Here is a 20460-nt window from a genome sequence, read left to right on the forward strand (position 1 = left end):
ATACCTAAAATAACGCCGAGAGTTACCCGAGCGAAGATCATGGTAGAACACACCGCAGACGCGTCGACGGCAGAACCGCAACCGGCCGCCAGAGAGGTGCCGTCCGAGGAGGTGCGGAGCGCTCTCCACGCCGACGCCATCGAAGTCGGGTATCCGACCACTGACGAACCGGTTGTGGATGTCGGCCGGGTCGACCTGCCCGAGGGGGAGATCACCGCGCTCGTCGGGCCGAACGGCAGCGGCAAGAGCACGCTGCTGCGGACGCTGTCCGGGCAACTCGCTCCCGACTCGGGCGCCGTTGTTCTGGACGGTAGCGACGTGCAGTCGTACGGTAGCAAGGAGCTCGCCCGGAAGCTCGGCCTGCTCTCCCAGGAGAACGAGTCCCCCGGGAGCATCACCGTGGAAGAGCTCATCTATCACGGCCGGTATCCCCACCGCGGCGTCTTCGAGGGGCGAACGGAGGCCGACCACGCGGCCGTGGACCGGGCAATCGGTCTCGCCGGCATCGATCACCTCCGAGAGACCGCGGTCGGCAACCTCAGCGGCGGGCAGAAGCAACTGGTCTGGATCGCGATGGTCCTCGCACAGGACACCGACGTGCTCCTGCTCGACGAGCCGACCACGTTCCTCGATCTCCGCCATCAGCTCCGCGTCATGGACGTGATCCAGACGCTCAACGAACAGCGCGACGTCACCGTCGGCGTGGTCCTCCACGACATCTCGCAGGCCGCCCGCTTCGCCGACTACGTGATTGCGCTCAAGGACGGCGACGTGTACGACTGGGGCCCACCGACGGACGTCTTGACCGAGCGGCTCCTCGCGGACGTCTTCTCCGTCGAGGCCGCCGTGTCCTACGACCCCGAAATCCGCATCACGCCGAAACGCGCCCTGGACTGACGGTCCGTCGTTCGGTCGCGGAACCGGGCTTCCTCTCGGGGCTGGCGGCGTTCGTCCCCTCGCGACCGCGCCCCGTCCGACTCGACGGGGATTTACCTGCGGCGCGCGCCCCTCCGTACGATGGTAGACACGTGTGACGCTGAGGCGACCGACGAGGCGAACGAGTACGACGTCGTCGTCGTCGGCGGCGGCGTCGCGGGGCTGACCGCGGGCGCGTTCACCGCGCGCGCCGACCTGACGACGCTGGTGATCGACGCCAGCGGTTCCATCCTCCGGCGCAACGCCCACCTGGAGAACTTCCCCGGCTTCCCCGCCGGTGTCAACGCCCGCCAGTTGCTCGACCTGCTCGCCGAGCAGGCCGAGACCGCCGGCTGCGAGCGCTGCGAGGCCGCGGTGACGACCGTCGAGACGGGAGACGACGGCTTCGCGGTCGAGACGGAGGGCGGCGACCGCTACGCGGCCGACTACGTCATCGCCGCGACGAAGAACGAGACGGGCTACCTCGACGACGTCGACGGCGTCGGCCTGATCGACCGCGGGAAGACCTTCGTCGACGTCGACGAGCGGGGCCGAACGGGCGTCGACGGCCTCTACGCGGCCGGGCGTATGGCCGAGAAGCCCCATCAGGCCGCCGTCGCCGCCGGTCACGGAGCGGAGGTCGCGGTGACGCTGCTGGAAGACACCGACGAACCGTTCTACCACGACTGGGTCGCCCCGGACGGCTACTTCACCGACCGCGGGCGCGACCTCCCGCCGGGCTGCGAGGAGATCGACGCCGAGGAGCGCCAGCGCCGCGAGGCGGACTCGCTGGAGACGATGCGCGAGCGGTTCGGCGAGCCCCACCCGGACGAGCAGGAGACCCACCCCAGTCTGGAGGAGTAGCGCCGCCGTCGGTCGGCGCGGTCGCCCGCGTCGGCCGCCGCTATTCGGCGAGCGCGGCCGGCTCGACCGGCGTCGCGTCCGCCCACGCCTCGCGGAAGCGGGCCTCGAACTCGGCGGCGGCGTCTCCGTCCCGGACGACCACGCCGCCGACGCGCTCGCCGGCGCTGAACGGCGCGGGCACGTCGACGTACACCTCGCGGTCGTCGAGCACCTCATAGGTCAGGTGGATCGGGGCCGCCGTGCGGACCGCGAAGTCCGCGGTGCTCTCCAGGGCCGCCGCCAGCCGATCGGTCGGCCCCCGCTCGACGAGGGCCGGCGTCGTCAGTAGCTTCACCTCGAGATTCGCGCCGACGCGCTCCAGGTAGGCGTCGACCTCGGCCTCGTAGTCGGCCGCGGCCGCCGCGTCGTAGGGCGCGGCGACGACGGACAGGATCGACTCCGCCGCCCGTTCCAACTGCTCGCCCATGGCCCGCGCGGCCGCCTCGTCGCCGAGGTCCATCGACCAGTACTGGCTCTCCGTCGGCACCAGCGGCGCCAGTTCCTCGCCGACGGAGGCGGCGACGTCCTCGTAGCGGTCCAGCCTGTCCCGCAGTTCCCTGCGGCGCTCCGTCAGCAGTCGGTTGGTCGCGGCGTCGGGGTCGGCCGCGACGTAGCGGGTGGGATCGCCGTCGCGAACGGTGACGAGGTCCCGGCCCGACAGCCCGTTCAGGACGTCGTAGATCCGGCCCATCGGGACGTCGCCGGCCTCGGCCACCTCGCGCGCCGTCGCCGGACCGAGCGACAGCAGCGTCCGGTAGGCGCGCGCCTCGTAGCTCGAGAGCCCCAGATCCGTCAGATCGCTCATCGGTCGGTGCAGCGTCCGGCACGGACAAAAGCGCTCTCGTCGAGAAACTGATCCCAAGGTGGGGCGCGTTTGGAACCGGTTTTGCCGCGCCCGCGGCAGCCGTCCCCCATGCGACCGTACCTGCTGCTGGCGCTGGCGATCGCGTCGGAACTGACGGGCACCACCGCGCTGAAGTACGCCGACGGCTTCTCGAACCCGCTGCCGAGCGTCGTGGTGGTCGTGACCTACCTGACCGCGTTCTACCTGCTGAGCGCGACCCTCCAGGAGCTCCCGGTCGGACTCGTGTACGCCACCTGGGCGGCCGCGGGCATCGTCGGCGCCGCGGCGATCGGCGTGGTGGCGTTCGACGAGTCCGTCGACGCGGCCGGACTGGTCGGTATTGCCCTGATCGTCGCCGGCGTCGCCGTGCTGAACCTCTTCTCGGAGACGTACGCGCCGGCGCACTGACGGGCGATCCGTCGACTGGTGACCGGCGACGCACGCCGGACCCCCTCAGTACTCCGGCGGCACGTAGAGGTTCAGCGTCTCTAGGGGCTCGTCGCCGGCGACGATCTCGTGGGCCTCGCCGGCCTCGATCCGGAGGAGGTCGCCGGACGCGAGGTCGACCGCCTCGCCGTCGACGGTCGCCGTCCCGGTTCCCGAGGCGACGAACAGCCACTGGTCGCTCTCGCGGTGGCGGTTGTCCGGTCCCCCTGTGGACTGCCCCGCCGAGAGCGTCATCGCGGCCGCCTGCGCGTCGTCGCTCGTCAGGAGGACGTCGAACCACCGGTCCGCGTCGTCGAGGCTGGCGCGCTCCATACCGGCCGTTACGTCGCCCGGGACAAATCGCTTGGCCGTTCCGATCAGTCCTCTGCTTCCGTCTCCGGTTCCCGACACCGCTTGGCCCGTCGACGCCACCGCTGCTGCAGACGCCGCTCGCTAACGTGGACCTGTCCGTCAGCCAGGTCGTCGCGGACCGCCCGCTCCGCCTCGGACACGTCTGCGAGGAACCCCTGGCGGACGTCGTCGACCACCTCGTAGGTCCACATGTCGTCGACGAACCCCTGCGGGATGACCTCGTCGCGCAGGACCGCGGCGTGGGCCTCGTGGCCCGACTCCGCGAGGAGTTCGCGGGCCCGCTCGAAGTGATCCACCGCGTGGCCGACGCTGTGGTGACAGGCCAGCAGGTACCCGTAGCCCCGGTTGGCGTGCTCGACGCCCAGCCGGAGCCGGTGGAGGGCCTCGCGTTCCGCGTCCGACAGCTCGGGCAGGTCGACGCTTCGAGACATGTGTTACCGTAGGTCCCGGAAGCTCGAAACCGTTCCGCTCGCGACTGTCCCCAGCAGAAACACGAACGCGAGTGGGTGGCGACCGGAAAGCGACGGATCCGAACCGCGCGGGCCGTGAGACGCGCTCCGTCCGCTCCGGCACGTATCGACGCCCGTACGATCCGGGGCCGCTACGAGATCCTATCCGGCCCCGCTACCGATGCTATAGTAGAAGTTGAAACTGTTCACACATCGGGGCCCCGGGTTCCCCGCGAGTGTGTCAGCGCGTTCGATTTCTACGGCAGTCTGGCCGGGGTCGCCTGGAGCGAACCGCAATTGGTTCACCCTCTCCGTCCGAAAGCACAGTATGAGCAGACGGCACGGACGACCGGGGTGGTTCCCGTGACTCGCCGTCGCATCGACGCAGTCGTCGCGATCATCGTCACGGCCGTGCTACTGGGCGGCGGAGCGCTCAGCTGGCAGGCCTATCAGCGCCAGCGCGCTCTGGACCAGGCCGGAGGCTCTATGATGGGCGGATCGATGGGAACGATGCACGGGCCGAACCCCCTCTGGTTTGCCTTCGGGACGCTTCTCGTCGTGGCCGTCGTCGCCGGGGGGTATCTGCTCGTTCGCGACGAGGTTTCGGCTGCGGACGGGAGCGCCCAGTCGATGCCTGACGGGGCCAGTACGGAACCCGCCGGTGCGACCGAGTCGCCGGAGGGGGCGTCGCGACCGGACGAGTCGATCGATCCCGAGGCGCAACCGCGGGACCGCGTGCTCGATCTGCTCCCGGACGACGAACGCCGCGTCCTCGAACCGGTCTGTACCTCCCCCGGGATCACGCAGATCGAACTGCGGGACCGATCCGGGTTCTCGAAGAGCAAAGTGAGCCAGACCGTGAGCGGTCTCGAAGAGCGCGGGCTGTTGTACCGGGAGCGACAGGGGCGGACCTACCGGATCTATCCGAGCGACGACCTCCAGCGCCGGACAGCAGAGCAGTAGCGAACCACCCCGTCTCTCGCAGCCGTCCGAATTCGGCGGGCACGAACGATCTCAGTTCTCACGAACGATCAGAACGCTCTATGCGCGTTCTCGAACGATCTCCTGGGCGAGTTCGCGCCCTCGGCGGTGAATCGCCTCGGGGTCAAGTGGTTCGAGAGACCTATGGTCTCTCGTCATCCCGGAAGACGAAGTCTTCCGGCGACCCCGAGGCTTCCTGCTTCGATGACGCGACTTGCAGACACGGACTCAGGTCCTCCGCGAGCGCTACGCCCGCGGAGAGCTTTCCGACGACGAATTCGAACGGCGGCGCAGACAGCTCGAACGCAACGGCTGACCGGACCGGACGTGGACTCCCGACCAGGCGACGGATGGGTCGCTCTCCGCTGTGGGCTCCGGTGATCAGTGTCGGCCGCGACGACCCATTCCGCGCCGACGGCACCCGTGCCGATCAGGTGGAGCGTGCCCAGTCGGCTCCGGCGACTGTCGGGCCACGTTCGTCGCGTCGGAATCGACGGTTTCGTCCGCCGGCCCGGCTTCGACGCCGATTCGATCCTCAACGTCGGCGACCGAACCGGTACCCAGCAGGGTCTCCAGCCGCCGCTCGAACTCCGCCTCGTCGATCTCTCCGACCGCGTACTGGCGCTTGAGCGTTTCCAGCGCAGCGTCCTCGTCCGTCGAACCGGCCTCGATGCCCCCGGAACGGCCGTCTGCGTCCCGTTCGGACAGGAGCCACGCCGCACCGACACCGACGAGCGACGCCGGGAGGAGCCAGCTCCAGTGGATCATCGATCCTGCAGCGACGAGACCGACGCCGACGGCCACCAGGCCGGCGATCCAGGCCCGTCCCATCGGCAGCTCCAATATTGATAGGTTCACACACTACTATTGGCAACTCTCGATCAAAAACCCTTGGACAGTGGAATCGAAACGCCTTTTCGAACTCTCATAAGAGACTAATCCGACTTGTGGCTACCTTCAGAAATGCAATTTGGAGACAATACTGTTGGGTAGAATGTGACCGAAATCGTCCGCTTCAGCGCCGTTCCCCACAGCCGACCTCAGTGGCCACTGATCTATCCGGGAGTGATGTCACCCACCGGAGCCGTACTGCTTGACTTCCTCACCCTCTCGTATCGACTACTTCGGGGCTTCTCACGCCCGGTTCCTCGTCGCCGATCTCCTTGAGAATCGCGCAGAAGCGCCACTCGTCCCCGTCGTCGTACAGATAGCAGATCCGGTCGCGCCCGTCGAGACCCAGCTGCTCGACGGCATCGCTGACCGTCGTCTCACCGGCATCGCACGTATCTCTCCCGGCTCCCAGTATCGACCCGCTCTGTGAACCGTCGAACTCCTGGGGGCACTGGTACTTGCCGTCGCTGTTCCAGTAGTCTTCCCCGATGCCGACGAACCAGAGGTGTCCCCGGTCGAGCCCCACCGCGGCGTTGATCGTCGTCTGGAACTCCTCGAGCGTGCGGTTCGAGCCGACGACGACGTCTCACCACAGCGGCGTCGGATCCGGATCGAACTTGACGCGGAAGCGGTCGGCTGTCATCCCCGTTTCGTTCCTTCTCCACCGACGATAGTGAGCGTTCGGCTCCCGACCGAGGCAGCACGATTCGACGTTGTCAAACGGTACGAGCGACTATCAGTCGCAAATGGATATTCGGTTTCTGGGCGGTGCGGGAGAAGTCGGCCGGAGCGCGATCCTGGTCAACGATCGCCTCCTGCTCGACTACGGAATGAAATCGGGAAACCCGCCGCAGTTCCCGGGTGACGCCGATCCCGACGCGGTCGTGGTGAGTCACGGCCACCTCGACCACGTCGGTGCGGTCCCGTCGTTGCTCAGCGGCGACGCCCGCCCGTCAATTCACTGGACGCCCCCGACGTACGAACTGACGCTGACGCTCGCGCGGGACACGCTGAAGTTACACGGCGTCTCCGCGAGCGGAGCGAGGGGAGGCTCGAAGCGTCGAAGACGCTTCGGCGGCACCATGCGGTGTCCCTTCACCGAAACGGACGTCCAGCGCGTGACGCAGGTCTCGAAGACACACGGCTATCGCGAGACGTTCGAGGCCGCGGGCCACGAGGTGACGTTTTTCGACGCGGGCCACATCCCCGGCTCGGCGCACGTCCTCGTCGACGACGGGGAAACGCGACTATTCTACACCGGAGACTTCCATACAGCAGACCAACAGCTGGTGTCCAAGACTACCGCTCGCCCCGATGCAGACGCGGTGATCTGCGAGAGTACGTACTCGGACGTCGAACACGACGACCGTTCCGCGGTAGAGGAGCAGTTCGTCGAAAGCGTCGAGCGGACGCTCTGGGAGGGCGGCACCGTCGTGATCACCGCGTTCGCCATCGGCCGGACGCAGGAGATGATGCTCATCTGTGAGGAATACGACATTCCCTGTTACGTCGATGGGATGGGGAAGCAGGTAACAGAGATGCTCCAGCAGTATCCCGAGTTCGTTCGCGACGCAGATGCGTTTCGACGAGCGAAATCCCACGCACGGTTCGTCACCGGCCGCGACGGCCAGCGCAGGCGCATCGCCGAACAGAACACGGCGGTTATAACGACGAGCGGGATGCTCTCCGGCGGCCCGGCGATGACGTACATCCCGGCGGTCCGCGCGAACCCGACCAACAAGATCGCGCTCACGGGCTACCAGGTGGAGGGCACGCCCGGGCGCCGTCTGCTCGACACCGGCCGCGCCGAGATAGACGGCCGCGTGATGCCCGTCAGCGCGGGGGTCGAGTGGTACGACTTCTCCGCGCACGCCGACCGCGACGGCCTGCTCGACCTGCTCTCGGAGTACGGGGACAGCCGGGTCCTGGTCAACCACGGCGACCGCTGTGCGGCCTTCGCCGGTGAGCTCGCCGACGAGGGCTACGAGGCGTCGGCGCCCGAACCGGGCGACGAGGTCGTCGTCTGACAGTTCCGGACGATGCCGAACCCCTCTTTGCGGTCGCACCCCTGAACGGAGACATGCTCGCTGACCGCTACGAGTCGTTTCTCGTCGACCTGGACGGGGTCGTCCACCTCGGCGACGACCCCGTTCCCGGCGCCGCCGCGTCCGTGCGGGAACTGCGTGACCGGGGCAAGCGCGTCCGCTTCGTGACGAACAACTCCCGGTCGGACAGGGAGGCGCTCGCGGACCACCTCGGGGGGTTCGGCATCGACGCCGATCCCGAGGACGTCGTCAGCGCCGGCTGGGCGACCGCCGAGTACGCCAGCGAGCGGGGCGTCGAGTCGGCCTACGTCGTCGGCGGTCCGGGGCTCGTCGGCATGCTCGAATCGGCGGGCATCGCGGTCCGCGGGGACGACGTCGACGTCCGCGAGACCGAGGTGGACGCCGTGGTCGTCGGTCACGACGAGGCGGTCACCTACGACGACCTCGAGCGGGCGACCCGCCTGATCTACCACGGGGGTGCGGACCTGATCACGGCCAACGCCGACGGCTGGTACCCGACCGAGGGCGGCGTCTCGCCCGGGACGGGCGCCATCGTCGCCGCGATCGAGGCCGCGACCGAGACGGAGGCGACCGTCGTCGGGAAGCCGGAGCCCCACCTGTTCGAGATGGCCCTCGCAGGACTCCCCGAGGCGGCGGTGATGATCGGCGACAACCCCCGCTCGGACGTGGTCGGGGCGACGCGGGCCGGCGTCGACGCGGTGCTCGTGGGGGACGAGCGGTCCGTCGAGGCCGACGGGATCGAACCGGTCGCGACCGTCGACGACCTCACGGACCTGTTCGAGGCGGATCCCCGCGAGTCGTAGGCGTCGCAGCGTCGACCGGTCGCCACTGGACGACGGCGTCGCCTGCTTTCACGGCCACCCGTCGGCGTCCTCGCGCAGGCGCTCGGCGACGAAGGACGCCGCGTCGGGCACCGTCTGCGCGTACAGTTCGGCCCAGGCGAACTCGGCGACGGCGCGCTCGGCGCTGCCGTACCCCTCCGCGAGGCGCTCCACGAGCGACCGCTGGGTGAACAGCGCCGGCCGGAGGAGCGCGACGGTCAGCGCCGACCGGCCGTCCTCCTGCCCGGACCGTTCCTCCAGCGCGGCCTGGATGGCTTCGCGGGCGCGCTCGTCGGCAGCCCGGAGGCGGTCAGCGTCGACTTCGCCACCGTAGGCACCGTCCTGCACCGCGTCGACGACGGTCTCGAAGACATCGGTCGCGACCAGCGCCTGCGCCCCGTCCACGATGGCGGTGGCGTGAGCGCCGCGCTCCCGGGCCTGCCGGGCGTCGTCCTGCCAGCGGTGTACGCGGGCTCCCGCCTCCGAGAACAGCCACCGGGCCGGCGCTCCCTCCATGTCGCGGTCGAACTCGCTCTCGTCGGCGTCGAGCCACCAGTCGACCCGCTCGTCGGACGTCTCGGCCAGCGAGTGGCGAAGGGCCTCGGCACCGGACACCACGGCGCCCCACTGCGAGGGCGGGTCGGCCCACTCCCCGAGCGCGGCCTCGCGGAGCCCCGTCGCGTCGGCCACGGCCGCGTCGGCCCGCTCGACGTCGCCGACGGCGTCTCCGGCCCGGAACGGCGCGGCCACCGGCTCGTCCGGGTAGGGCCTGCGGGGCTGGAGCCGCCTGCGGCAGTCCTCGACGACCGACTCGACGGGCACGTGCGCGAGCACGGCCGCGACCGGGTCCGGTGCCTGGTACTCCCAGTCGGACGCGAACTCGCCAAGGGACGCGCGGACCGACCGCCGGCGCTCAGTCAGGTCCCCGTCGTCGTCCTCGCCGGTGGCAGCGCGGTAGGCGCCGCGGATGGCCGCCGCCTCCCCGCGGCGACGTCGCCAGTCGTCGAGCGCCCGGATCGGCCACTCGTGGACGCCCTCCTCGGACTCCAGATCGCTGGCGGCGCGTTCGCGCTCGTCGACCAGCCCCGACCGGACGGCCTCGTTGGGAATCGCCGGCGCCCGGGGGACGTCCGAGAGGAGTTCGCGGGCGCGCTCGCGGTGGGCCTCGGCCAGCGACTGCGGGACCGCCGCCGGGAACGCGCTCTCGGGGAGGGCGACCGGAGAGAGGTCCCCGGCGACCGCGCGCACGTCGACGCGCTCGGGCGAGTCCTCGCCCATGCCCGGCAGGTCGGAGACGCCGGAACAGCCCGCCAGCCCGGCCAGCCCGGCAGCGCAGCCCACCAGCAGGCGACGCCGGCTCGTCACGAGCCGTCACCTCCTCCGGCGGGCGTCACCGTCGCCTCGAAGCCGACGCGTCCCGGCGGCCGGCGGCACGAACTACTCGTCCCGGTACTGTGCCCCGAGACCGACTCCTGAGCGACCGGGAGCCGGATCGCGAGGCCGACGGTGTCGAAGTCGTCCGTGCCGCACTCGACGTCGGCGGGCAGGGTCGCCCGGCAGAAGTCGCCGTCCGGGTCGCCGTCAGGGTCCAGTGCGACCGACTGCACCCGGATCTCGTGGCACGCGGTGACCGGCGTCGAGAACAGGTACACCGACGCCGACTCGAAGTCGGTCGCGGCGACGAACTCGCGCAACTGGTCGGCCTCGGGGACGTCGCCGAACGTGAGGTCGGCCAGGTCGTCCGCCGAGACGACGTAGGTGGAGCCGTACGTGCCCGGCGGGCGGCCCGACCGGCGGTCGTCGATCTCGACCGGCGTGGGGAGTTCGTCGGCCTCGGTGAACAGCACCGCGGCGTCGGCGTTCCTGACCTGCTCCAGCTCGTAGTCCTCGACGGTGCGCTGTCGGTCGCGGTGGTCGGGGCTGGGCGGGCCGTCGTCGGACCCGGAACAGCCTGCGACGCTCGCCGCGAGGCCCCCGGCGAGGGCGGAGAGGGCACGTCTGCGGGACCAATTCATGTGCGGGGTGTTCCGAACACCCCGGCATACCTCTTGTGGAGCGTCAGCGGGCGACGCCCCGTTCGTTTTCCCTCGAAGGCGACGAGCGAAACGCGAGCGCGAGCGCCGCTGTCGCCCATCGAACGGGTTTTGATGCTGGACGAAAAAGGCCGTCACCAGTGTCGTTCGACCGAATCAATCCCGTCCGCGGGCTCCTGCTCGCCGTCGGCACGGCCCTGGCCCGGGTCGGGCTCATCGACCACGAGCGGGTCGTCCGCGCGACGGACCTGGCCTGGCCCCGGATCGTCACCGGGCTGGCGCGGATGTCCAAGTCCACCGTCGACGTGGCCATGGTCGGCGCGGCGCTGGGGTCGAGCGCCATCGCCGGCCTGGGGTACGCCGCCCCGTACTGGGGCCTGGCGTTCGCGCTGGGCGGCGGCGTCGCCGGCGGCACCATCGGCATGGTGTCCTAGCGCTTCGGCGCCGGCGCGCACGAGGAACTCGCCGCGACGGTCCGGGCCAGCGCCCTGCTCGCCGTGGTCATCTCCGCGCCGCTGACCGCCGTCTTCTGGTTCGTCCCCGGCGTGCTCGTCGACCTGATCGGGTCCGGCGAGGCGGCGATCGGATACGGCACGGACTACCTCCGGGTCGTCGGGCTCGGCGTCCCCCTCGCGGCGCTGAGCCTGATCGGCAGCCGGACCCTCGTCGGAGTCGACGACGCCTGGACGCCGATGATCATCCGGGCCGGCGGCGCCGTCGCGAACGTCGCCCTCAACGCCGCGTTCATCTTCGGGCTGGACATGGGCGTCGTCGGCGCGGCGGTTGGCACCGTGCTGGCGAACCTGCTCGTCGTGGCCGCCTTCGGCGTCGGCCTCGCCCGCGGCGGCCTGCCGGGCATCGGCGAGTTCCCCGTCCGCGTGTCGCCCGGACGACCCTGGATCGACCGCTCGCTGGCGCGTGACCTGCTGGACGTGGCGCTACCGCTCGTCGGCACCAACCTCGCAAACAACGGCGCCAAGTACCCCAGGCTGGCCATCATCAGCACGTTCGGGTCGGACTTCGTCGCCGCCTACGTCGTCGCGATGCGCGTCCGGATGCTGATGGACACGCCCAACTGGGGGTTCAGCCTGGCCTCCTCCAGCCTCGTCGGGCAGGCACTGGGGACCGACGACGAGGCCGAGGCCGACGCCTGGGCGCGCGACGTGCTGCGGTTCTGCGTCGTCACGTACGTCGCCATCGCCGCCGGCGTGTTCGCCTTCGCCGAGCCCATCGGCCGCGTGTTCGTCGACGATCCGGCGATCCTCCCGACGGTGACGGTGTTCGTCTGGGTCGCCGCCGTCAGCGTCGTCTTCAACGGGATCTACGGCGGCGCAACGGGCCCGCTCCGGGCGAGCGGCGACACCCGCTGGCCCTTCTACGCGCAGCTCACCGGCCGGTACCTGGCCGCGCTCCCCGTGGCCTTCCTCGGAATCGTCACGCCGCTGGGGGCGACCGCGATCTACGCCGCTGTCGTCGTCGAGATGGCCGTGCCCGCCCTCGTCGCCTACTACCGGTACCGCAGCGGCACCTGGATGGTCGTCAGTCGCGACTACCGGCCCGACGCCGCGGCGACGTGATACGGACTGCCGTCGCCGCATTCTGGTCGACTGCCTGACGCCGGGCAGTCGTACCGGTACTGAACGACGGCAGTCCGTAATCGACGTTCGGTCACCGCCGACGCCAGTATGAAGGTGCTTCCGGGAGAGCCTTCGGTGATGGTAGCCAACGAGAGCGACACCTTCGACATCGGCGGCGAACTCACGGTCCACCGGCTCGGTTTCGGCGCGATGCGGCTCACTGGCGAGGACATCATCGGGCCGCCCGACGACGAGGACGTGGCGCGCGACGTCCTCCGGCGGGCCGACGAGATCGGCGTCGACCTGATCGACACGGCCGACTCCTACGGTCCGGGCGTCTCCGAGCGGTTGATCGGCGAGACGCTGGATGCCGACCGCGACGACCTCGTCGTGGCGAGCAAGGCCGGCCTCCTGCGCAACACCGACGGCGACTGGCCGACCCACGGCGACCCCGACTACCTCCGTAACGCCGTCCTCTGCAGCCTCGACCGGCTGCGGACGGACACCATCGATCTCTACCAGTACCACCGGCCCGACCCGGACACCGACTTCGAGGAGGCCGTCTCGACGTTCGCCGAGATGAAGGACGAGGGCCTCGTCGAGCACGTCGGCCTCTCGAACGTCACCGTCGAGCAGCTGGAACTCGCCGAGGACATCGTAGACGTCGCGACCGTCCAGAACGAGTACAACGTCGCCAACCGCGAGGACGAGCGCGTCCTCGAGGCCTGCGAGGAGAAGGGCATCGGCTTCATCCCGTGGTTCCCGATGGGCGGCGGCGACCTCGACGAGCGGGCGGACACGGTCGAGGAGATCGCCGAGGCCCACGACGCTACGTCCTACCAGGTCGCGCTGGCGTGGCTGCTCCAGCACTCCGACGTCATCCTGCCGATCCCGGGCACCGGAAGCGTCGAGCACTTGGAGGAGAACGTCGCCGCCTCGCAACTGGAATTGACTGACGACGAGATGGCGCGGCTGTCCGAGTGAACCCGGGCGCGTGACGGGTGCTGGGAGTCGACGCCTCGCGATCCGCTCCCGTCACCGGGCTCCGTCGTTCCCACTGACGGGTACTGTCGTTCCCGCCGGCAGACACCTTGTACCCGCCGACGGACGCCGTCGCCCCGCCGGCGGGCGTTGCCGTGGTACGGCACAACGTATCACATAAACATTCATTATGTTGTAGATTCAAGGGATACGTGTATGGCGACACGCCAGCAGCCCTCGACGACGTATCACACGTGCAGCTGTGGTGAGAAGTTCGACACCACGGACGCACTCCTCGAGCACGCGCGAGAGGAGCACGGACTCTCGGTATTCTGAGGCAACTGGCGCTGCTGGGCAGTCGGTCGCAGTCGCGTTTTTTCGGCGATCACTCGACGACGTCGGGTCGGACGCGGAACCGCTCGTAGCCGCCGTGGGAGACGTCCAGCGATCCGATCCACCAGTTCCACCGCTCGACGAGCGCGTACTCGTCGGGCGCGTCGTCCAGGTTCGTGAGCACCTGTTCGACGCCCAGCGGGTAGCCGAAGTCCGAGGCGATCATGCCGGAGTCGGCCAGGTCGCGGGCCTGCCGCGCGACGACGCGGACCGCGCCCTCGTCCGCCCCGTACCGGTCAGCGAGCGCCGCTTCGAGTGCCTCTCTGTCCACGCTCGGGTCTCGGGGATGGACGGTATTAACGTGTGGGGCGGCTGGCGCGCTCGCCCGGGAACGACCGTCGGCACGAACGCGCGTCCGTACATACGCAGGGCTGCAAAGTAATACGACCGCGAAAATCGCCCGCGTCACCGCGAAGACGCGGCGGCTGAGGGGAGTAAGCCCCCTTCTGTTCGATCCGGCATTCGGCTCAGCGTCCGCGCCCGCGGCCGGACTACCTGATGGCGCGGACTTGCACCGGTGAGGATTCGCCGTTCCATCCCTTCTCCGTCGTCTGGCTCACGGCCGAGGCCGCTCGCACGTTCCGGGACGACTACGTCGTCCCGCGACCCTCGGCGGGTTAACTCCCCGTTCCTTATCGGCTGACGCCGCGTCGGTCCGGGTTCGCGCGCCTCATCGGTCGGACGGAGGGGTCTCGTTTCTGTTCCAGAGCCGACGGTCTCCCGCCCCGGGCTTGCGCCCGGTCACCTGTCCGGCCGGTGGGGGGACTTTCCTCATGCCTCGCGGCACGGGGGCCGGACTCCCTCTGCCACTCTCCCCTAGCAGACCGGTCAGGATTAAGGCTTCGCACCGGCCGTGCGTGGCGATACCGCGGGGCACGCGACCGAGCGTCTGCTCGCTCCCCCGAGGTCTCCCCCGTCGGTCGGACCCTCGCTACTCGTCGTCTCCCTGTCTGAACCCGACGAGTTCGGCGTCCTCGCGGGCGCGATCGGCGGCCTCGTCGATATCGAACTCGCGGACGACCTCGCCGTCGCGAAGCAGGGGCTCGAGCAGCGCCTCGCCCTCCTCGGGCGCCTCGCCGTCGGTGAGAGCGACGTGGTGGCCACCGTCCGGCGTCCGGTAGACTTCCTTCCGGCCGGGGAGTTTGCCCCGCTTGGAGACGGCCTCGCCGTCGATCTCGACGATGTCCAGCGCGAAGTCGACGGGGTCGGCGTTGCTAACGTGGCTGCCCACGCCGAAGCCGTCCGCGACGTCCCGCAGGTGCCGCAGTTCCTCGCGCCCGAGGCCGCCGCTGGCGAAGACGCCGACGTCCTCGTGGCCAGCGGCGTCGAGCGTCCAGCGGACCTCCCGGATGATGTGCCGGAAGTCCCCGCGCCGCGAGGAGGTGGTGTCGATCCGGACGCTGTCGAGGTCGTCGACCGCCTCGGCCGCCCGCAGCGCCTCGTCGGCCTCGTCGGAGTAGGTGTCCGCGAGGGCGACGCGGGGGACGCTCTCGTCCACGGCCTCGTCGAAGGCCCGCCACGCGTCCTCCTGGTTGCCGCGTCCGAAGCACAGCATGAGCGCGTGGGGCATGGTACCGCTGGCCTCCCTGCCGATCATCTCGCCGGCGGCGACGTTCGAGACGCCGTCGAGGCCGCCGATCAGGGCCGACCGCTCGATCATGGCGCCGATTGAGGGGTGGACGTGTCGGGAGCCGAAGCTCATCACGGTCGAGTCGGGCGCGGCCAGCCGGGCCTCCAGCGCGGCCGTGGCGACGCCCGTGGGATGCGAGAGGAAGCCCAGCAGCGCGGTCTCCAGCCGGCAGAAATCGAGGTAGTCGCCCTCGATGCGCATCACCGGGCCGCCGTCGAACAGCCGACCCTCCCGGACCGCGTCGACGTCGAGGTCGTGTCCGGCCAGGAGGGTCGCCGCGTCCTTGACGCCGGCCAGGACCTCGAACTCGCCGGTGGGGAACTGGTCGGCGGTCACTTCCGCCACGACGCGGGGGTTCTTCCCCGCGTGCTCCAGCGTCTCGACCGTCCGGTCGAAGTAGGCGTCAGTCGCGCGCCCCGCCCTGATGGCCTCCGGGCCGACGACGTCGAACTCCTCGGTCATTACGGCCGGGTTTGCGGGCGCCGGGAAAAAAGCTACTCGTGTACGGCCGCTCACCCGCCGGCGTCGGCCGGCGAGTCGGCGGCCGCGTCGACCCCGCTCGCCTCGGCCAGGTCGCCCCGTCGGACCGCGGTCCGCAGCGCGCGCTCGGCGACGTTGCCGCCGTGCTCGGCCGTCCGGCGGAGGCGGTCGAGGACCCGGAGGTACCGGCCGTCGGCCTCCGAAGCCAGCAGCCGGCGGTCCAGCTCCCGGGCGCGCTCGCGGACGTCGTCGCGCCGCGACAGGGCCTCGCTGGCGGCGTCGACGTCGTGGTCGCCGGCGGCGGCGGTCGTCGCGTCGTCGACGATCCGCCGGGCCGCCTCGGCGAGGTCGGCGAGGTCCTCGCGCAGCGTCGGGCCCGCTGGCTCGCCGATCTCCGCGGCGGTCGCCCGGATCCGCTCGGCGTGGTCGGCGACCCGCTCCAGTTCCCGGGCGGTGCCCCACAGGGCGAACAGCTCCGGCCGGGTCAGGCCGAGGGCGTCGACCTCGTCGAGCCGTCCGAGCGCCCGCTCGACGTGGCGCTCGACCAGCCCGCAGAGCCGGTCGGCCTGGCGGTCGCGGTGGGCCGGCTCTGGCGTCCCCTCGCCGATCAGCGCCGCCGTCGCGTCGCGGTGCATCGACAGCGCGACGAACGACAGCTGGCGGACCGACTGGCGGACCGATACTTCAGAGGCGTCCAGCGGCGTCCGGACGACGATCCGGGCCCCCGACGCCTCGGCGACCGTGGCGCCCGCCAGGTCCCGGGCGACGCGTTCGATCCGCCGCCGCTGGTCGTCGGCCACTCCCTCCGGCGACTCGAACGCCACGGCGTCGGTGCCCGCGGCGTAGGCCGCGCGCAGCGCCTGCTCGACCCAGTCGGGGTCCTCGCCGCGGACCGGGACGCGGACCGGGTCGGCGGATCCCTGGTCCCGGTCGCGCGCCTGGATCACGAGCAGCCCGCCGATGTGCGCGTGGAGGTCGACGACGCTGCCGGCCGCGACTCCCTCGCTCTCGGCCCACTCCTTGGGGAGCGAGACCGTGTAGGTGCCGCCGCCGACCTCCTGGACCTTGCGCGTCTCCATCAGTGACCCCGTCCGACGACGTCCGTCGTGTCCAGCGTTCGGTCCCCCACGTCGATCACCCGAACTTGCCGGTGATGTAGTCGTCGACGCGCTGGCTCTCGGGGTTCTCGAAGATCTGGTCGGTGTCGCCGTACTCGACGAGGTTGCCGCCGGTGAGGAACACGGCGGTCTGGTCGGAGATGCGCGCGGCCTGTTGCATGTTGTGGGTGACGACGACGACGGTGTAGTCCTCGGACAGTTCCTCGATGAGGTCCTCGACCTTCGCGGTGGCGATGGGGTCCAGCGCCGAGGCAGGCTCGTCCATCAGGAGCACGTCGGGGTCGGTCGCCAGCGCGCGGGCGATGCAGAGCCGCTGTTGCTGGCCGCCCGACAGGCCCAGCGCGTTGTCGTCCAGCCGGTCGCTCACCTCGTCCCACAGCGCGGCCCGCCTCAGGGCGTCCTCCACGAGTTCGTCCTCCGCCCCGCAGTCGTCGCGGCCGAGCAGTCGAGCGAGCAGGCCGGTGTCGATCTCGCCGTGCTTGCGCGGGCCGTAGGCGACGTTGTCCCGGATCGACTTGGGGAAGGGGTTGGGCGCCTGGAACACCATCCCCACGCGCTTGCGCAGTTCGACCAGGTCGACGCCGTCCTGGTAGAGCTCCCGCCCGTCGAGCGCGACCGACCCCTCCACGCGGGCGCTCCCGATGCGGTCGTTCATCCGGTTGAGAGAGCGCAAGAACGTCGACTTGCCACAACCCGACGGGCCGATCAGCGCCGTCACGCTCTCCTCGGGGATCTCCAGCGAGACCCCCTGCAGGGCCTGCTCGTCGCCGTAGTGGACGTCCAGGTCCTCGACGGCGAGCTTCGCGTCGCCGTCGAAGTCGTACTCGCGCCACTCCTGCCGAACCGTCTCCTCGCTCTCCCCGTCGGTCGTTCGCTGGCTGTTCTGCGTCGCGTCGATCGCAGCGTTACTCATGAAGTTTCCTCCGGAAGTACAGTCGACTCGCCACTCCGATGGCGTACAGTCCGATCACGACGAGCAGCAGGACGAGCGCCGTCCCCCAGCCGAACTCCTGGTTCGTGAAGACCTCCTTGGGGAACACGCCGGCGGTGATCGTCGAGTACAGCTGGTAGGGCAGCGCGCTGGCCGGCGATAGCAGCGCCTCGTTGGTGACGAACGGCGGCTGGGCGGTCAGCTCGAACGATCCCAGTACGTCCGGCGTCGAGTTGGGGTAGGGCGCACCTCCGAACACGAGCAAGAGCGGCGCCGTCTCGCCGGCGATGCGGCCGACCCCGAGGATGGTCCCGGTGATGGTGCCCGGCATCGCCGCGGGCAGCACGGCGCTGCGGATCGTCTGCCACTTGCTCACGCCGAGCGCGGCGCTGGCGTCGCGGTACTCGTCGGGCACCGACTTGAGCGACTCCCGGCTCGTGATCAGCACGAGCGGGAGCAGCATGAACCCGAGGACGAGCTGGCCGACGAGGATGGAGTTGCCGCCGCTGATCCGCGGCACGAGGAAGGCCAGCCCGAACAGGCCGAACACGATGCTCGGCGTGCTCCAGAGACCGTTTGTGGCCACCTCGACGACCTGCGTGAACCGGCCCCGCTCGGCGTACTCGGTGAGGAAGACGGCCGCGCCGACGCCCAGCGGGACGGCGAAGGCGACGGCGCCCGCCACCAGCCACAGGGTCCCGACGACCGCCGGGAGGACGCCGGGCACATCGACGAACAGCCCGCCGGTGACGTTCGTCAGGAACGGGACCTCGATCCACGGCAGCGCGACGCCGATCACCGGCACCGTCAGTCGGCCGCCGTTCAGGCTGGCCCCGGTCAGCACCGCGCCCAGCCCGTTGACGACGATGAAGCCGATCAGCAGCGCCAGCACGCCGAGCGTGCCGAACACGACGGTCCCGACGAGCACCCGCGCGCCCGTCTCGCGGCCCCGTGCACCGAAGCCGTCGCGGGCCTTCGCGGCGACCCAGGCGCCCAGCACCGACCCGGCGACGACCAGGATCGGCGCCAGTTCGCTCCCGGGGAAGACGGCCGAGGACCAGGCCGGTTCCCACGTCCAGCCCGGTCCGATCGGGCCGGCGGCGACCGCGACGCCCGCCGGGACCAGCACGGCGGCCGCCGGTGCCGTCGCACCCAGGTCCTCCCGCGCGAACAGAGCGACGCCGGATCCGGCGGCGCCCGCCGCCAGCGCGAGCGGGAGCCAGATCGGGGCGGCCCCGAACAGGGCCACCCCGACGGAGCCCCCGCCGGCCGACCACAGAAGGCCGTAGACGACGGCGACCGGGACGCCCGCCGACGGGGACGGCGTCGCGTCGACGTAGCCCAACCGCGCGGCGAGACCCACTGCGACGAGCCCGACTCCGAGGACGGCGAGCGCGCCGCCGAGCCAGTCGAAGAGGCCGACGCCGAGGGGAGCGCTGCCCTCGTCGAGCCACTGGAACAATGCCGCCCACCCGGCCAGGAAGCCGAGCGCGGCGACCGCCAGCAGCGCCGTCGCGAGCGACTCGCCGGCGGTACCTCGCTCGCGCACCAGCGCGGGTGCCTCGACGTCGCTCATCGGTCACCTCCCAGGGTCCGCCGCATCCGCCACTCGATCCACTGCGAGGCGACGCTCAGCGCCATCACCGTGACGAACAGGACGACGCCGGCCGCGAACAGGGCGCTCATGTGCAGCCCGCTCGCGTTGCCCCCCTCGAAGGCGATGACCGTCGTCAGCGTCTCGCCGAAGTTCGAGAAGGCGTCGAAGACGGGTGTCGGGAACCCCTTCGTGTGGGACAGCATCACCGTCGCGGCCATGGTCTCGCCCATCGCGCGGCCGACGCCCAGTAGGACGCCCGCGGAGACCCCCGACAGCGCCGCCGGGACGGTGACGCTCCGCGTCGTCTGCCACTCGGTGGTCCCGACGGCGAGCGATCCCCGCTTCATCGAGTCGGGCACCGCCGAGAGGGCGTCCTCCGCCACGGTGACGACCGTGGGGAGCGCCATCACGCCGATCATCAGACCGGCGGCGAAGTGGTTGCCGATCGTCGGCGTCCGGAACTCCTCGTAGAAGTACTGGTTGAGGACGGTCAGGCCGACGAACCCGTACGTGATCGACGGGATGCCGGCCAGCAGTTCGATCCCGGGCTTGACCACCTCGCGGACGCGACCGGGCGCCATCTCGCTGACGAAGACCGCGCCGGCCACGCCCAGGGGCGCGGCGATCAGCGTCGCGATGACCGTGGTGACGGCGGTCCCGACGATCATCGGTGCCAGCGACCAGATCCGGCCGCCCTCGCCGCCCCACAGCGGCGCCTCGGTCCGCGTCACCAGGTCCAGCCCCATCGCCCGGACGGCGGGCACAGACCGCGCCAGCAGGAACGCGACGATCAGGCCGAGGACCGCGACCGTCGCCACCGTCGCCAGGAACGTCAGGGCCCTCGCGGTCGCGGCCTGTCGGCGGATCCAGCCGACGGCCACGGTCGCGACGAACGCGAGAAACGGGACCACGGTCCACCGGGAGCCGGCCATGAACAGGAGGACAGTGGCCAGCACCGAGAGGGCCATCGAGGCGTGTACCGCGGCGGCGCCGTCCTCCGCCCGGGAGTGGTAGCTCAGCGCCCGGTCAGTGGCTGCAGCCATCCCTCGCTT

At 70.6% G+C, this 20460-nt stretch carries 20 protein-coding genes, 1 other RNA gene and 2 pseudogenes; 9 read left to right on the top strand and 14 right to left on the bottom strand.

The features are described from left to right. Positions 1 to 39: 39 nt before the first annotated feature. Both LCY71_RS10475 and LCY71_RS10480 read left to right on the top strand, forming a co-directional pair. Positions 40 to 897, top strand: a complete 858-nt coding sequence (locus LCY71_RS10475; protein ID WP_225333093.1) for an ABC transporter ATP-binding protein — start codon at positions 40 to 42, stop codon at positions 895 to 897. Positions 898 to 1017: 120 nt separating this feature from the next. Beyond that, entirely contained in the window at positions 1018 to 1779 is a 762-nt protein-coding gene (locus LCY71_RS10480; protein ID WP_225333094.1) for an FAD-dependent oxidoreductase, read from the top strand. A 40-nt stretch (positions 1780 to 1819) separates the two neighbouring features. Here LCY71_RS10480 and LCY71_RS10485 read toward each other — a convergent pair whose 3' ends face one another. Next, complete coding sequence (locus LCY71_RS10485; protein ID WP_225333095.1) at positions 1820 to 2623, bottom strand: TrmB family transcriptional regulator; 804 nt, start codon at positions 2621 to 2623, stop codon at positions 1820 to 1822. A 108-nt stretch (positions 2624 to 2731) separates the two neighbouring features. On the opposite strand from LCY71_RS10485, the gene LCY71_RS10490 reads away from it, so the two are divergent. Next, a complete protein-coding gene (locus tag LCY71_RS10490) occupies positions 2732 to 3070 on the top strand; it encodes a DMT family transporter (RefSeq protein ID WP_225333096.1) in 339 nt (112 codons plus the stop codon). A gap of 45 nt (positions 3071 to 3115) precedes the next feature. Here the strand turns inward: LCY71_RS10490 and LCY71_RS10495 are convergent, their stop codons facing one another. Both LCY71_RS10495 and LCY71_RS10500 read right to left on the bottom strand, forming a co-directional pair. Next, positions 3116 to 3421 (bottom strand): cupin domain-containing protein, encoded by a 306-nt coding sequence (locus LCY71_RS10495; RefSeq protein ID WP_225333097.1) that lies wholly within the window; start codon positions 3419 to 3421, stop codon positions 3116 to 3118. Between the two features lie 44 nt (positions 3422 to 3465). Further along, positions 3466 to 3891 (bottom strand): hypothetical protein, encoded by a 426-nt coding sequence (locus tag LCY71_RS10500; protein WP_225333098.1) that lies wholly within the window; start codon positions 3889 to 3891, stop codon positions 3466 to 3468. A gap of 381 nt (positions 3892 to 4272) precedes the next feature. Here LCY71_RS10500 and LCY71_RS10505 point away from each other — a divergent pair, with 381 nt between their 5' ends. Together LCY71_RS10505 and LCY71_RS10510 are read left to right on the top strand one after the other, a co-directional pair. Next, entirely contained in the window at positions 4273 to 4872 is a 600-nt protein-coding gene (locus LCY71_RS10505) for a helix-turn-helix transcriptional regulator (protein WP_225333099.1), read from the top strand. Positions 4873 to 5104: 232 nt separating this feature from the next. Then, entirely contained in the window at positions 5105 to 5206 is a 102-nt protein-coding gene (locus LCY71_RS10510) for an SHOCT domain-containing protein (protein WP_225333100.1), read from the top strand. A gap of 65 nt (positions 5207 to 5271) precedes the next feature. Here LCY71_RS10510 and LCY71_RS10515 read toward each other — a convergent pair whose 3' ends face one another. Both LCY71_RS10515 and LCY71_RS10520 read right to left on the bottom strand, forming a co-directional pair. After that, entirely contained in the window at positions 5272 to 5748 is a 477-nt protein-coding gene (locus LCY71_RS10515) for an SHOCT domain-containing protein (protein WP_225333101.1), read from the bottom strand. Between the two features lie 244 nt (positions 5749 to 5992). Next, positions 5993 to 6307, bottom strand: coding sequence for a plasmid pRiA4b ORF-3 family protein (locus tag LCY71_RS10520; protein ID WP_263654003.1), 315 nt, complete (start codon positions 6305 to 6307; stop codon positions 5993 to 5995). 220 nt (positions 6308 to 6527) lie between these two features. On the opposite strand from LCY71_RS10520, the gene LCY71_RS10525 reads away from it, so the two are divergent. Further along, positions 6528 to 7808: an MBL fold metallo-hydrolase gene (locus LCY71_RS10525; RefSeq protein WP_225333102.1), complete on the top strand. Its 1281-nt coding sequence runs from the start codon at positions 6528 to 6530 to the stop codon at positions 7806 to 7808. 53 nt (positions 7809 to 7861) lie between these two features. Continuing rightward, complete coding sequence (locus tag LCY71_RS10530; protein ID WP_225333103.1) at positions 7862 to 8650, top strand: HAD-IIA family hydrolase; 789 nt, start codon at positions 7862 to 7864, stop codon at positions 8648 to 8650. A 48-nt stretch (positions 8651 to 8698) separates the two neighbouring features. Here LCY71_RS10530 and LCY71_RS10535 read toward each other — a convergent pair whose 3' ends face one another. Together LCY71_RS10535 and LCY71_RS10540 are read right to left on the bottom strand one after the other, a co-directional pair. After that, positions 8699 to 10033, bottom strand: coding sequence for a hypothetical protein (locus LCY71_RS10535; protein ID WP_225333104.1), 1335 nt, complete (start codon positions 10031 to 10033; stop codon positions 8699 to 8701). Beyond that, the gene (locus LCY71_RS10540) at positions 10030 to 10683 is read right to left on the bottom strand and encodes a hypothetical protein (RefSeq protein WP_225333105.1); all 654 of its coding nucleotides are present in this window, start codon (positions 10681 to 10683) and stop codon (positions 10030 to 10032) included. Before LCY71_RS10540 ends, LCY71_RS10535 begins: the two co-directional genes overlap by 4 nt. Before the next feature lie 158 nt (positions 10684 to 10841). Between LCY71_RS10540 and LCY71_RS10545 the strand changes: the two are divergent. Next, a pseudogene (locus LCY71_RS10545) lies at positions 10842 to 12278 on the top strand (MATE family efflux transporter). Between the two features lie 138 nt (positions 12279 to 12416). Next, entirely contained in the window at positions 12417 to 13262 is an 846-nt protein-coding gene (locus LCY71_RS10550; RefSeq protein WP_225333106.1) for an aldo/keto reductase, read from the top strand. A 382-nt stretch (positions 13263 to 13644) separates the two neighbouring features. On the opposite strand, the pseudogene LCY71_RS10555 reads toward LCY71_RS10550, so the two are convergent. The 7 genes and pseudogenes from LCY71_RS10555 to pstC all read right to left on the bottom strand — a co-directional run. Next, a pseudogene (locus LCY71_RS10555) lies at positions 13645 to 13926 on the bottom strand (WNWW family protein); the annotation flags it as partial. Positions 13927 to 14075: 149 nt separating this feature from the next. Then, positions 14076 to 14460: RNase P RNA component (gene rnpB, locus LCY71_RS10560), an RNA gene on the bottom strand. A gap of 123 nt (positions 14461 to 14583) precedes the next feature. Further along, positions 14584 to 15744 (bottom strand): nicotinate phosphoribosyltransferase, encoded by a 1161-nt coding sequence (locus LCY71_RS10565; RefSeq protein ID WP_225333108.1) that lies wholly within the window; start codon positions 15742 to 15744, stop codon positions 14584 to 14586. Positions 15745 to 15794: 50 nt separating this feature from the next. Continuing rightward, entirely contained in the window at positions 15795 to 16841 is a 1047-nt protein-coding gene (locus tag LCY71_RS10570) for a phosphate uptake regulator PhoU (RefSeq protein ID WP_225333109.1), read from the bottom strand. Between the two features lie 55 nt (positions 16842 to 16896). After that, the gene (gene pstB, locus LCY71_RS10575) at positions 16897 to 17793 is read right to left on the bottom strand and encodes a phosphate ABC transporter ATP-binding protein PstB (RefSeq protein ID WP_225333110.1); all 897 of its coding nucleotides are present in this window, start codon (positions 17791 to 17793) and stop codon (positions 16897 to 16899) included. Then, positions 17786 to 19387, bottom strand: coding sequence for a phosphate ABC transporter permease PstA (gene pstA / locus LCY71_RS10580; RefSeq protein WP_225333111.1), 1602 nt, complete (start codon positions 19385 to 19387; stop codon positions 17786 to 17788). Before pstA ends, pstB begins: the two co-directional genes overlap by 8 nt. Next, positions 19384 to 20451: a phosphate ABC transporter permease subunit PstC gene (gene pstC, locus LCY71_RS10585; RefSeq protein WP_225333112.1), complete on the bottom strand. Its 1068-nt coding sequence runs from the start codon at positions 20449 to 20451 to the stop codon at positions 19384 to 19386. Before pstC ends, pstA begins: the two co-directional genes overlap by 4 nt. Positions 20452 to 20460: the final 9 nt, after the last annotated feature.

The organism is Halomicrobium urmianum (genome assembly GCF_020217425.1).
In the GTDB taxonomy this organism is placed as follows: domain Archaea; phylum Halobacteriota; class Halobacteria; order Halobacteriales; family Haloarculaceae; genus Halomicrobium; species Halomicrobium urmianum.